This is a genomic window from Pseudoxanthomonas suwonensis 11-1 (assembly GCF_000185965.1).
GTDB classification, from domain to species: Bacteria; Pseudomonadota; Gammaproteobacteria; order Xanthomonadales; family Xanthomonadaceae; genus Pseudoxanthomonas; species Pseudoxanthomonas suwonensis_A.
In genome coordinates this window covers 1,432,319-1,444,042 of sequence record NC_014924.1, presented here as the reverse complement: position 1 = coordinate 1,444,042, position 11,724 = coordinate 1,432,319, and the positions used below count along the sequence as shown (strand labels likewise).

General features: G+C 68.8%; 13 protein-coding genes. 8 read left to right on the top strand and 5 right to left on the bottom strand.

Going from position 1 to position 11,724, the window contains the following annotated elements:
• Nucleotides 1-171: 171 nt before the first annotated feature.
• Nucleotides 172-465, top strand: a complete 294-nt coding sequence (locus PSESU_RS06615; RefSeq protein WP_013534990.1) for a SelT/SelW/SelH family protein — start codon at nt 172-174, stop codon at nt 463-465.
• A 41-nt stretch (nt 466-506) separates the two neighbouring features.
• On the opposite strand, the gene lolD is transcribed toward PSESU_RS06615, so the two are convergent.
• The 5 genes from lolD to PSESU_RS06590 form a co-directional block, all read right to left on the bottom strand.
• Nucleotides 507-1,214: a lipoprotein-releasing ABC transporter ATP-binding protein LolD gene (lolD, locus tag PSESU_RS06610; RefSeq protein ID WP_013534989.1), complete on the bottom strand. Its 708-nt coding sequence runs from the start codon at nt 1,212-1,214 to the stop codon at nt 507-509.
• On the bottom strand, nt 1,207-2,448 hold the full coding sequence (locus tag PSESU_RS06605) for a lipoprotein-releasing ABC transporter permease subunit (RefSeq protein ID WP_013534988.1): 1,242 nt from the start codon (nt 2,446-2,448) through the stop codon (nt 1,207-1,209). Before PSESU_RS06605 ends, lolD begins: the two co-directional genes overlap by 8 nt.
• A 41-nt stretch (nt 2,449-2,489) precedes the next feature.
• A complete protein-coding gene (locus tag PSESU_RS06600; protein ID WP_013534987.1) occupies nt 2,490-2,939 on the bottom strand; it encodes a protein YgfX in 450 nt (149 codons plus the stop codon).
• A complete protein-coding gene (locus tag PSESU_RS06595) occupies nt 2,890-3,087 on the bottom strand; it encodes a succinate dehydrogenase assembly factor 2 (RefSeq protein ID WP_233275280.1) in 198 nt (65 codons plus the stop codon). Before PSESU_RS06595 ends, PSESU_RS06600 begins: the two co-directional genes overlap by 50 nt.
• A 151-nt stretch (nt 3,088-3,238) precedes the next feature.
• Nucleotides 3,239-4,570 carry an MFS transporter gene (locus tag PSESU_RS06590; protein WP_013534985.1) on the bottom strand — a complete coding sequence of 444 codons (1,332 nt, stop codon included), beginning with the start codon at nt 4,568-4,570 and terminating at the stop codon, nt 3,239-3,241.
• A 201-nt stretch (nt 4,571-4,771) separates the two neighbouring features.
• Between PSESU_RS06590 and cyoA the strand changes: the two genes are divergently transcribed.
• From cyoA to PSESU_RS06555, 7 genes are all read left to right on the top strand, one after another.
• Nucleotides 4,772-5,830, top strand: a complete 1,059-nt coding sequence (gene cyoA / locus PSESU_RS06585; RefSeq protein ID WP_013534984.1) for a ubiquinol oxidase subunit II — start codon at nt 4,772-4,774, stop codon at nt 5,828-5,830.
• 99 nt (nt 5,831-5,929) lie between these two features.
• Nucleotides 5,930-7,906, top strand: coding sequence for a cytochrome o ubiquinol oxidase subunit I (gene cyoB / locus PSESU_RS06580; protein ID WP_041763948.1), 1,977 nt, complete (start codon nt 5,930-5,932; stop codon nt 7,904-7,906).
• Entirely contained in the window at nt 7,899-8,534 is a 636-nt protein-coding gene (gene cyoC / locus PSESU_RS06575; protein WP_013534982.1) for a cytochrome o ubiquinol oxidase subunit III, read from the top strand. Before cyoB ends, cyoC begins: the two co-directional genes overlap by 8 nt.
• Nucleotides 8,531-8,950 (top strand): cytochrome o ubiquinol oxidase subunit IV, encoded by a 420-nt coding sequence (cyoD, locus tag PSESU_RS06570; RefSeq protein WP_013534981.1) that lies wholly within the window; start codon nt 8,531-8,533, stop codon nt 8,948-8,950. Before cyoC ends, cyoD begins: the two co-directional genes overlap by 4 nt.
• A 63-nt stretch (nt 8,951-9,013) precedes the next feature.
• Nucleotides 9,014-9,829, top strand: a complete 816-nt coding sequence (locus PSESU_RS06565; protein WP_013534980.1) for an SURF1 family protein — start codon at nt 9,014-9,016, stop codon at nt 9,827-9,829.
• Nucleotides 9,786-11,162 (top strand): ATP-binding protein, encoded by a 1,377-nt coding sequence (locus tag PSESU_RS06560; RefSeq protein ID WP_013534979.1) that lies wholly within the window; start codon nt 9,786-9,788, stop codon nt 11,160-11,162. The genes PSESU_RS06565 and PSESU_RS06560 overlap by 44 nt, the downstream gene beginning before the upstream one ends.
• On the top strand, nt 11,155-11,703 hold the full coding sequence (locus PSESU_RS06555; protein WP_041763946.1) for a response regulator transcription factor: 549 nt from the start codon (nt 11,155-11,157) through the stop codon (nt 11,701-11,703). Before PSESU_RS06560 ends, PSESU_RS06555 begins: the two co-directional genes overlap by 8 nt.
• Nucleotides 11,704-11,724: the final 21 nt, after the last annotated feature.

Genomic DNA, 11,724 nt, shown 5'->3' with positions numbered 1-11,724 from the left:
TTCCCCGGTCAACGTGCTGGTATCGCCATGCGCGGTCACCCGGTCCAGCCTAGCCACGCGCGCGCACCACGCCATCGGCGGCATCCGCGCTTACGTGTAGGAATTCGCCCGCTACCAGGCCCGCGACGTGGCGACCCGCGCGATACTGCGCATCCCGCCCGGAGGACCGCCTTGGACCACCACGTCGAGATCCACTACTGCACTCGCTGCCGCTGGCTGCTGCGCGCCGGCTGGATGGCTCAGGAGCTGCTGTCCACGTTCCAGAACGAGCTGGCGCGGCTGTCGCTGGTCCCCGGCACCGGCGGCGTGTTCGAGGTCCATGTGGATGGCGAGCGGATCTGGTCGCGCGCCGGGGACGGCGGCTTCCCGGAGATCGCCGTGCTCAAGCAGCGGGTGCGCGACCGCATCGCGCCCGGACGCGACCTCGGCCACGTCGACCGCCACGCTGGCAGCGCACCGGACTGAAGCCGAAGGCCGGTCGGGCGGAGACAAGCGCCCCACCCCACTCAGACGGCCGCGGTGATCTCGCGCAGCCGGCCTTCGTGCAGCTCCAGCACCCGGTCCAGGCGCCCGGCCAGGCGGCGGTCATGGGTGACCAGGACCAGGCTGGTGCGCTGGGCGCGGTTGAGCTCGAGCATCAGGTCGAATACCGTCGCCGCGGTCTTCTCGTCGAGGTTGCCGGTCGGCTCGTCGCCGAGCACGCAGGCCGGTCGGTTGACCAGGGCACGCGCCACCGCGGCGCGCTGGCGCTCGCCGCCGGACAGCTCGCCCGGCTTGTGGTCCAGGCGCTTGGCCAGGCCCACCGCTTCCAGCAGCGCGGTCGCGCGGCTGGTGGCCTCGGCCGGATCGCCGCCGGCCAGCAGCACCGGCATCATCACGTTCTCCAGCGCGGTGAATTCCGGCAGGAGGTGGTGGAACTGGTAGACGAAGCCCAGCGCGCGATTGCGCAGGCGGCCACGCTGGCCGTCGGACAGCGCCGACATCTTCTGCCCGGCGACGTAGACCTCGCCGGCGGTGGGCATGTCCAGCCCGCCCAGCAGGTGCAGCAGCGTGCTCTTGCCGGCACCGGAAGCGCCGACGATGGCCACCGTCTCGCCAGCCGCCACCCGCAGGTCCAGGTTGTCGAACACGCGGGTCCTGAGCTTGCCCTCGGCGTAGGTCTTGCCGAGGCCCTCGGCGCGCAGCGCCTCGTCCATGGGGTTGGCCTCATTCATAGCGCAGCGCCTCCGCCGGCTGGGTGCGCGACGCGCGCCACGCCGGGTAAAGGGTCGCGAGGATGCTCATCACCAGCGCCACGACCAGGGTGGCCGCCACGTCGCCGGTCTGCATGTCGGTGGGCAGGCCGGTGATGTAGTAGACGTCGCTCGGGAGCAGGGTGATGTTGAACAGCGATTCGATCGCATTGAGGATGCGCTGCAGGTTCCAGGTCAGGGTGACGCCGCCGACCAGGCCCAGCACGGTGCCGACGATGCCGATCAGGGTGCCCTGGACCATGAACACCAGCATGACCCCCCCGGGCGTCAGGCCGAGCGTGCGCAGGATGGCGATGTCGGCCTGCTTGTCGATCACCAGCATCACCTGCGAGTTCACCAGGGTGAAGGCGCCCATCAGGATGATCAGGGACAGCAGGATGCCCATCACCGTCTTTTCCATCTTCAGCGAGTGGTACAGGTTGGCGTTCTCCTGCATCCAGTCGCTGACCCGGTAGAAGCCCGGCAGCTGCAGCGCCAGGTCGCGCGCGACCGCGTACGACTGGTTGAGGTCGTGCAGCTTCAGGCGCACGCCGGTGACCCCGTCCATCCGCAGCACGCGCTGCAGGTCTTCCATGTGGACCACCGCCAGGCCGCGGTCGATCTCGTTGTGACCGGCCTCGAAGATGCCGCTGACGATGAAGCGCTTGTAGCGCGGCATCGCGCCCATCGGCGAGCCCTGGAACTCCGGCAGCATCACCAGCACCGGGTCGCCAACCTCCACACCCAGCCACAGCGCCAGCTCCTGGCCGAGCAGGATGTTGTAGGAACCCGGCGCCAGCGAATCCTCCTCGCCGCTCTTGAGCTTGTGCCCGATCTCCGAGACCGTGTCTTCCAGTGCCGGTGTCACGCCGCGGACCATCGCCGGCTGCTTGCGTGGACCGGACAGCAGCGCCTCGGTCTCCACGTAGGGTGCGGCGCCGGCCACGCGCGGATCGCGCGAGGCCACGTCCAGCGCCTGTTGCCACTCGCGCATCGGCTCACCGCTCGCCGACACCGTGGCATGTGCGGCGAACTGCAGCAGACGGTCACGGATCTCCTTCTGGAACCCGCTCATCACCGCCATGGTGGTGATGAGCACGGTCACGCCGAGCGCGATGCCGATGATGGAAGCCAGGGAAATGAAGGAAATGAAGGCGTTGCGGCGTTTGGCACGCAGGTAACGCAGGCCGATGGCGACGGGTACCGGTCTGAACATGAGGCCCTGGGGATGCACCGGGGACCCGGTGCTTGGGGCCGCTATGGTGCCATCGCCCGTGTGTGCAGCGAAGCATGGTCGCGCGCGGCGGCCAGTCGCAGTTCACGCCGTGCCGGTGGCGGCAGGGTGTCCGGCCACCAGGCCAGGTCCTGGCGGCGGCCGCCATGGTCGACCAGCTGCACCACCGCCAGCGGGCCACGCCAGCGGATCATCCACGCCTGCGCCGCCTCCCCGTCGAGGAAGGCGGTGCCTTGGGCGTCGATCACCAGCTCGCGCCTGGCCCTGCGCGCATGTGCCCGGGCCTGCCACAGCCCCCAGGCGAAGGCAGCCAGCGCCAGCAGCCGCCCAGGCAGCGGCGGAATCGCGGACAGAAGCACGCACGCCGCCGCCAGCGGGCCAAGGATCAGCAGCGCCAGCAGCGGCCAGCGCGAGGGGCGCCACTCAAGCCGGAATGGCGCGGATGCTGGCGATGAGCCCGGCGAGCTCGGCATCCGGACAGGCCTCGTAACCCATGAACCAGCGCCAGAGCCTATCGTCTTCGCAGTCCAGCATCCGTAGGAATACTGCACGTTCGCTGTCGGAAGCCTGCTCCCAGCGGTGCGCCAGCCAGCGTTCGAACAGCTGGTCCAGCTCACGCATGCCACGGCGGCAGCGCCAGCGGATCCGGCGCAGCTGGACCTCGGGATCGGTATCGGGAACGGTCACGGCGATCGGTTGCTGCAGGAAGGCGGCCATTCTAGCCGCGGCACCCCCGCTCCGTCGCCGGACGCGGGGCGCAGGCCGCGGCGGCTCAGGCGGCCGCGCCGGACTCCCGCTGCTTCAGCCAGCGGTGCACCAGCAGGGCCAGCAGGGTGGAGAGTGCGCCGGACAGCAGGTAGGCGCCCATGTAGGCCAGGCCGAAGTGGGCGCACAGGCCCAGCGCCACCAGCGGGGCGAAGGCGGCGCCGATCAGCCAGGCGAAGTCCGAGGTCAGGGCGGCGCCGGTATAGCGGTAGCGCGAGCCGAAGTTGCGGGTCACCGCGCCGGAGGACTGGCCGTAGGACAGGCCCAGCAGCACGAAGCCCACCAGCAGGAAGGCCGACTGCGCCACCTGGCCGCCGCCCAGCAGGGTCGGGGCGAAGCCGCTGAACATGGCGATCGCCAGCGCCAGCGCGCCCAGGGTCGGGACCCGGCCGAAGCGGTCGGCGATCAGGCCCGAGGCCAGCACGCCGCCGATGGCCAGGAAGCCGCCCACCACCTGGACCAGCAGGACGCTGGTGATCGGCTGACCGGAGAACAGCAGGATCCAGGAGATCGGGAAGATGGTGACGATGTGGAACAGCGCGTAGCTGGCCAGCGGGGCGAAGGCGCCGATGACCACGTGCCGGCCCTTCTCGCGGAACAGCTCGCCCAGCGGCACCGGTTCCAGCTCGTGCTGGCGGATCTCCTGCTCGTACTCGTGGGTCACCACCAGGCGCAGGCGGGCGAACAGCGCCACCACGTTGATGGCGAAGGCGGCGAAGAACGGATAGCGCCAGCCCCAGGCGTAGAAATCCTCGGTGGACAGGCTGGCCAGCAGGAAGGCGAACAAGCCGGCGGCGACGATGAAGCCGACCGGGGCGCCGAGCTGGCCGAGCATGGCGTACCAGCCGCGGCGCTCCTTGGGCGCGTTCAGCGCCAGCAGCGACGGCAGGCCGTCCCAGGAGCCGCCCATGGCCACGCCCTGGGCCAGGCGGAACAGGGCCAGCAGGACGATCGCCGCGGCGCCCAGCCGGGCGTACCCGGGCAGGAAGGCGATGCCGGCGGTGGCCGTGCCCAGCAGGAACAGGGCCGCGGTCATCTTGGTGCCGCGGCTCCAGCGCGCCTGGATGCGCATGAACAGCGCGGTGCCCAGCGGCCGCGAGATGAACGCCAGGGCGAAGATGGCGAATGAATACAGGGTCGCCTGCAGCGGCTCGGCGAAGGGGAAGAACACCTTCGGGAACACCAGGGCCGAGGCGATGCCGTAGACGAAGAAGTCGAAGTACTCCGAGGCCCGGCCGATGACCACGCCGACGGCGATCTCGCCGGGCGCGACCTCATGCTGGGCGGCATGCTGGCCGTGGACGGAGACGGTATGGCTGGAGGCGGGGATCGAGGTCATCTGCAACTGTGCAAGCGGCGGGAAAAGGTGTCGCTGCGGCCAAGGTCGCACGGCCACGGCCGGCTGTACAACCCGGCCCGCTCAGGGTGACACCAAACCCATGGCGCGGCCATGGGACAAAACGTCCAATCGCCCTCCACACACGGCGAGGAGTAGAGTGCGCGGTGCAGCGCACCCCCGCCAAGCGCGAAAACTAGCACGATGTCCCTTCCGAAGACCCTGTGCCGCCTCCTGGCGGCCGCCAGCCTGGCCCTGTTGCTGGGCGGCTGCAACACGATCCTGCTCAACGCCCCGGGCGACGTCGCCCGCCAGCAGGGCAACCTCATCATCATCTCCACGGTGCTGATGCTGATCATCATCGTCCCGGTGATCGCCCTGACCCTGTTCTTCGCCTGGCGCTACCGGGCCTCGAACACCCGGGCGACCTACAAGCCCGACTGGGACCACTCCCTGCAGTTGGAACTGGTGGTGTGGTCGGCGCCGCTGCTGATCATCATCGCCCTGGGCTCGATCACCTGGATCAGCACCCATACCCTCGACCCGTACCGTCCGCTGGACCGCATCGCGGAAGGCAAGCCGGTGCCGGAAGGCGTGGAACCGCTGGTGGTGGAGGTGGTTTCGCTCGACTGGAAGTGGCTGTTCATTTACCCGGAGCAGGGTATCGCCACCGTGAACGAGCTGGCCGCCCCGGTGGATCGCCCGATCCACTTCAAGCTCACCTCCTCGACGGTGATGAACGCGTTCTACGTCCCCGCCCTGGCCGGCATGATCTACACCATGCCGGGCATGCAGACCGAGCTGAACGCGGTCATCGGCACCGAGGGCGAGTACGAGGGCTTCTCCTCCAACTACAGCGGCGCCGGCTTCTCCGGCATGCGCTTCCGCTTCCATGCCCTGGACGAGTCCGGCTTCGGCGAGTGGGTCGCCAAGGTCCGCGCAAGCGGCCAGGAACTGGGCCGCGACGGCTACCTGGAGCTCGAGAAGCCCAGCGAGCGCGAGCCGGCCCGCCACTTCGCCAGCGTCGACCCGACCCTGTACGACGCCGTGCTCAACCGCTGCGTCGACCCGCGCCGCATGTGCATGCACGAGATGATGGCCATCGACGCCGGCAACGGCTCCGGCCGCACCCGCATGGAGGGCCTGGAGGCCCGCAGCCGCGGCGACCTGCGTGGCCGCGACTACGTGCAGTCGGCCATGTGCGCCTCCGGCGACGCCCCGGCCGCCGGCCTGGTCACCACCCTCTCCCGCTCCGCTCCCTGAAGCGGTCCGTCGCCGCGTCCGCACAGCGGCGCGGCGGCCTGACGACGGAAGTCCCGAAACATGTCCTCCCCGCATTCCACCTCGGCTCCCTACAACCCGTTGACCGGCTACCTGGGCTGGGAATCGTTCCCGCTGCACGACCCGGTGATCCTGTCGGCCTTCATCGGCACCTGCGTGGCCGGCCTGGCCCTGCTGGCCGTGATCACCAAGTACAAGCTGTGGGGCACCCTGTGGCGCGACTGGTTCACCAGCATCGACCACAAGAAGATCGGCATCATGTACATGGTGGTGGGCCTGGTGATGCTGCTGCGCGGCTTCGCCGACGCGCTGATGATGCGCGCCCAGCAGGCGATCGCCTTCGGTGACAACCTGGGCTACCTGCCGCCGCACCACTACGACCAGGTGTTCACCGCCCACGGCGTGATCATGATCTTCTTCGTGGCCATGCCGCTGGTCACGGGCCTGATGAACTACCTGGTGCCGCTGCAGATCGGCACCCGCGACGTCGCCTTCCCGTTCCTCAACAACTTCAGCTTCTGGATGACCACCGCCGGCGCGGTGCTGGTCATGCTGTCGCTGTTCGTGGGCGAGTTCGCCAAGACCGGCTGGCTGGCCTACCCGCCGCTGTCGGGCATCGACTACAGCCCCGACGTGGGCATGGACTACTACATCTGGGCCCTGCAGATAGCAGGCGTCGGTACCTTGTTGTCGGGCGTCAACCTGATCGTGACCATCGTCAAGATGCGCGCGCCGGGCATGACCCTGATGAAGATGCCGGTGTTCACCTGGACCGCGCTGTGCACCAACGTGCTGATCGTGGTCAGTTTCCCGGTGCTGACCGCCGTCCTGGCGCTGCTGTCGCTGGACCGCTACGTGGGGACGAACTTCTTCACGAACGACCTCGGCGGCAACCCGATGATGTACGTGAACCTGATCTGGATCTGGGGCCACCCGGAGGTCTACATCCTGATCCTGCCGGTGTTCGGCATCTTCTCGGAGATCGTGTCGACCTACTCGGGCAAGCGCCTGTTCGGCTACAGCTCGATGGTCTACGCGACCGTGTGCATCACCATCCTGTCGTACCTGGTGTGGCTGCACCACTTCTTCACCATGGGGTCGGGCGCGAGCGTCAACTCGTTCTTCGGCATCACCACGATGATCATCTCGATCCCCACCGGCGCGAAGATCTTCAACTGGCTGTTCACCATGTACCGCGGTCGCATCCGCTTCGAGGTGCCGATGCTGTGGACGGTGGGCTTCATGGTCACCTTCGTGGTGGGCGGCATGACCGGCGTGCTGCTGGCCGTCCCGCCGGCCGACTTCGTGCTGCACAACAGCCTGTTCCTGATCGCCCACTTCCACAACGTGATCATCGGCGGCGTCGTGTTCGGCCTGTTCGCCGGCATGACCTTCTGGTTCCCGAAGGCGTTCGGCTTCAAGCTCAACGACTTCTGGGGGAAGATGTCGTTCTGGTTCTGGCTGGCCGGCTACTGGTTCGCCTTCACCCCGCTCTACGTGCTGGGCCTGATGGGCGTCACCCGCCGCATGAGCCACTTCACCGACCCGTCGCTGCAGATCTGGTTCCAGGTCGCCGCCTTCGGCGCGGTCCTGATCGCCATCGGCATCGCCTGCTTCCTGATCTGCATCTTCGTGAGTTTCCGCGACCGCGAGAAGCTGCGCGACGTGACCGGCGATCCGTGGGACGCCCGCAGCCTGGAATGGTCCACCTCCTCGCCGCCGCCGGAGTACAACTTCGCCTTCACCCCGGTGGTGCACGACAACGACGCGTGGTGGGACATGAAGCAGCGTGGCGCCAAGCGTCCCCTGTCCGGCTTCATCCCGATCCACATGCCGAAGAACACCGCGGCGGGCGTGGTCATCGCCGGCCTCAGCACCGCCTGCGCCTTCGGCCTGATCTGGCACATCTGGTGGCTGGCGGGAGCGGCCTTCGCCGCGACCGTGGTCGCCTCGATCGTGCATACCTTCAACTACAAGCGCGACTACCACATCCCGGCCGAAACCGTGGCCGAGACCGAAGCCGCCCGTACCGAACTGCTGAAGAACGCCAATGTCTGACGCCGCCCTCGCCTCCTCGCCGCTCGCCGGCGATCCCAACCGGTTCTACGACACCGGCGGCCACCACCACCCGCAGAACGGCACCCTGCTGGGGTTCTGGCTGTACCTCATGAGCGACCTGCTCATCTTCGCCTGCCTGTTCGCGGTCTACGGCGTGCTCGGCCGCAGTTACGCGGCCGGCCCGACCGGCGCGGACCTGTTCGACCTGCCGCTGGTGGCGGTCAACACCGCGATGCTGCTGCTGTCGTCGATCACCTACGGCTTCGCGATGCTGTCCATGCAGCGTCGCAACACCGCCGGCGTGCTCGGCTGGCTGGCGGTGACCGGCCTGTTCGGCCTGGCCTTCCTGGGCCTGGAGCTGTACGAGTTCTCGCACCTGATCCATGAGGGTGCCGGTCCGCAGCGCAGCGCGTTCCTGTCCTCGTTCTTCGCCCTGGTCGGCACCCACGGCCTGCACGTGGCCTTCGGCATCGTCTGGCTGGTGGTGCTGATGGTCCAGGTGCAGCGCCATGGCCTGCACGAGGCCAACCGCCGCCGCCTGATGTGCCTGTCGCTGTTCTGGCACTTCCTGGACGTCGTCTGGATCGGCGTCTTCACCTTCGTCTACCTGATGGGAGTGCTGCCATGAGCCAGCCCCACGACACCCACGCCATGGCCCACGGCCATTCCCACGACGAGCACGGCGGCGAGCACCACGCCCACGACGAAGGCGCGCACGGCAGCATGCGCGACTACGTCATCGGTTTCGTCCTGTCGGTGATCCTGACCGCCATCCCGTTCTGGCTGGTAATGGGCAACGTGATCCAGGACCAGGGCACCACCGCGCTGGTGATCCTCGGCTTCGCCGTGGTCCAGATCGTCGTGCAGATGGTCTACTTCCTGCACATGAACGCGCGTTCGGAAGGCGGCTGGAACATGCTCGCGCTGATGTTCACCGTGGTCCTGGTGGTCATCGTCCTGGCCGGTTCGCTGTGGGTCATGCACCACATGAACGCGAACATGATGCCGCACATCTCCACCCACGACGCGCGGGTCATGCCCTGACGCCGGCTTCGTGCCGCGGCTGTTACGCTGGCCCCATGGACATCCGCTCCAAGGTCCACCGCCATGAACAGCCAGCCTGAGGCCGCCCCACGGCGGCCGCACGGCTCGATCGCCACCGCCATCCTGGCGGTGGCTTTCGTTTCCGGGTTCCTGCTTTTCCTCTCCCTCGGCGCCTGGCAGGTCCAGCGCTTGGGCTGGAAGCACGACCTGGTCGCGCGCGTGGATGCGCGCGTCCACGCCGATCCCGTCCCTGCGCCGGATGCATCCGCCTGGCAGGCCTCCGCGCCGCTGGACCACGAGTACCGACGCGTAACCGTTCGCGGCCGCTGGCTGGCCGGACTGGACACCCGCACCCAGGCCCTCAGCGAGGCAGGCGCCGGCTACTGGCTGCTGCGCCCGCTGCGTCGCGAGGACGGCAGCGTGGTGCTGGTCAACCTCGGCTTCATCCCGGAAGGCTGGGATGTGCAGGCACCCGACGTCGACGCTGCCGCCGAGGTCACCGGCCTGCTGCGCCTGACCGAGCCCACCGGCGGCTTCCTGCGCCGCAACGCGCCGGCGCAGGAGCGCTGGTACTCGCGCGACGTCGCGGCCATCGCCGCCCACCGCGACCTGGCCAATGCCCTGCCCTACTTCATCGATGCCGATGCGGATTCCGCCGTCCAGGCCGGCACGCCGTGGCCGCGCGGTGGCCTGACGGTGGTACGGTTCCGCGACAACCACCTGGGCTATGCGCTGACCTGGTTCGCGCTCGCCCTGCTGGTGGCCTTCGGCGGCTGGCGCTTCGCGCTGGAGGAACGGCGCATCCGCCGCCGCTGGCGAAGCATGGAGTCGATGGATGGATCCCCGCAGTCCCGTGGCGGCGACGCCCGCCAGTCCTGACCTGTCCGAACCGGCGCACGACGAGCGCGCCCACGGCGCCGGGCTGCGCAACATGCAGCAGCTCATCGAGCTGCGCTGGTACGCCATCGTCGGGCAGATGGCGACGATCGGCTTCGTCCACTTCGCCCTGGGCATCGAGCTGCCGCTGGTCAACATGCTCGGCATCGCCGGCTGCCTGGCCGCCTTCAACCTCGCCAGCCTGGTGTTCTGGCGGCCACGCCAGGAGATCGGCGACCTCGCCCTGCTCGCCGGCCTGCTGGTGGACGTGGGCGCGTTGAGTGCACAGCTCTACCTCAGCGGCGGCATCAGCAATCCCTTCGTGTTCCTGTACCTGCTGCAGGTAGCACTGGGCGCGGTGCTGCTGCCGGCCTGGGCCAGCTGGGTGGTGGTCGCCGCGACCTGCGCCGGCGTGCTGGGCATGATCATGTTTCCCGGCCCGGTGACCATCCAGGCCAACCCGGCGCGCGGCATCGCGGATCCCTACGTGCAGGGCCTGCTGGCCTGCTTCCTGCTCACCGCCAGCCTGGCGGCGCTGTTCATCGGCCGCATCGCGCGCATCCTGCGCGACCGCGATGCGCGCCTGGCCGCGCTGCGGCAGCAGGCGGTCGAGGAGGAGCACATCGTGCGCATGGGCCTGCTGGCCTCCGGCGCCGCGCACGAGCTGGGCACGCCACTTGCCACGCTGTCGGTGTTGCTGGGCGACTGGCGGCGGATGGCGCCGTTCACCGAGCACCCGGACCTGCAGCAGGACCTGGACGAGATGCAGGCCCAGCTCGGCCGCTGCAAGTCCATCGTCACCGGCATCCTGCTGTCGGCCGGCGACGCGCGCGGCGAGGCCCCCGAGCCCACCACCCTGGCCACCTTCCTCGATGGCCTGGTGAGCGAGTGGAACGCCACCCGTCCGGTGCGCACTCTCGACTACCGGCGCCACCTGGATACCGACGTCCCGATCATTTCCGACTCCGGGCTCAAGCAGATGATCGGCAACATCCTCGACAACGCGCTCGAGGCCTCGCCGGAATGGGTAGGCATGGAAGTCACGCTGGAAGGCGACGACGGCCAGCTGCTGGTGCTCGCCGTCAGCGACGAAGGCCCGGGCTTCAGCGAGCAGACTTTGGCCAACTTCGGCAAGCCGTACAATTCGACCAAGGGCCGCCCGGGCGGTGGCCTTGGACTGTTCCTCTCGCTCAACGTGGCACGCAGCCTCGGCGGGCGCCTCAGTGCCGCCAACCGCAGCCCGCGCGGCGCGAAGGTGGTGCTGGAACTGCCGCTTTCGGCCCTGGCCCCGCCACAGCCCGAGCCACCCGATCCGGATGCCGATGACGATGAATGATTCCGTTGCGCAGCCGCGCAGGCTGCTGGTCGTCGAGGACGACGAAGCCTTCGCCCGCACCCTGGTGCGCTCGTTCGAGCGCCGCGGTTACCAGGTCAGGCATGTTCCCGGCCAGGCGGAACTGGAAGCGGTACTAGCCGACTTCGAGCCGGGCTACGCGGTGGTCGACCTGAAGCTGGCCGGCGGCAGCTCCGGCCTGGCCTGCGTGCAGGCCCTGCACGCGCACGACCCGGAAATGTTGATCGTGGTCCTCACCGGCTACGCCAGCATCGCCACCGCGGTGGAGGCCATCAAGCTCGGTGCCTGCCACTACCTGGCCAAGCCCTCCAACACCGACGACATCGAGGCCGCCTTCGGCAAGGCCGAAGGCAACGCCGAGGTCGGCCTGGGCGAGCGCCCGACCTCGATCAAGACCCTGGAATGGGAGCGGATCCACGAGGTCCTCGCGGAAACCGGCTTCAACGTCTCCGAAACCGCCCGCCGCCTGGGCATGCACCGCCGCACCCTGGCCCGCAAGCTGGGCAAGCAGCAGGTCAAGTAAACCCCGACGCGCCGGGGGGAT

Excerpts from the sequence above, each read along its gene's own strand:
- lolD (WP_013534989.1), bottom strand. The coding sequence starts at position 1,214 with ATGAATGAGGCCAACCCCATGGACGAGGCGCTGCGCGCCGAGGGCCTC.
- PSESU_RS06605 (WP_013534988.1), bottom strand. The coding sequence starts at position 2,448 with ATGTTCAGACCGGTACCCGTCGCCATCGGCCTGCGTTACCTGCGTGCC.
- PSESU_RS06600 (WP_013534987.1), bottom strand. The coding sequence starts at position 2,939 with ATGCCGAGCTCGCCGGGCTCATCGCCAGCATCCGCGCCATTCCGGCTT.
- PSESU_RS06595 (WP_233275280.1), bottom strand. The coding sequence starts at position 3,087 with ATGCGTGAGCTGGACCAGCTGTTCGAACGCTGGCTGGCGCACCGCTGG.
- PSESU_RS06590 (WP_013534985.1), bottom strand. The coding sequence starts at position 4,570 with ATGACCTCGATCCCCGCCTCCAGCCATACCGTCTCCGTCCACGGCCAG.
- cyoA (WP_013534984.1), top strand. The coding sequence starts at position 4,772 with ATGTCCCTTCCGAAGACCCTGTGCCGCCTCCTGGCGGCCGCCAGCCTG.
- cyoC (WP_013534982.1), top strand. The coding sequence starts at position 7,899 with ATGTCTGACGCCGCCCTCGCCTCCTCGCCGCTCGCCGGCGATCCCAAC.
- cyoD (WP_013534981.1), top strand. The coding sequence starts at position 8,531 with ATGAGCCAGCCCCACGACACCCACGCCATGGCCCACGGCCATTCCCAC.
- PSESU_RS06565 (WP_013534980.1), top strand. The coding sequence starts at position 9,014 with ATGAACAGCCAGCCTGAGGCCGCCCCACGGCGGCCGCACGGCTCGATC.
- PSESU_RS06560 (WP_013534979.1), top strand. The coding sequence starts at position 9,786 with ATGGATCCCCGCAGTCCCGTGGCGGCGACGCCCGCCAGTCCTGACCTG.
- PSESU_RS06555 (WP_041763946.1), top strand. The coding sequence starts at position 11,155 with ATGAATGATTCCGTTGCGCAGCCGCGCAGGCTGCTGGTCGTCGAGGAC.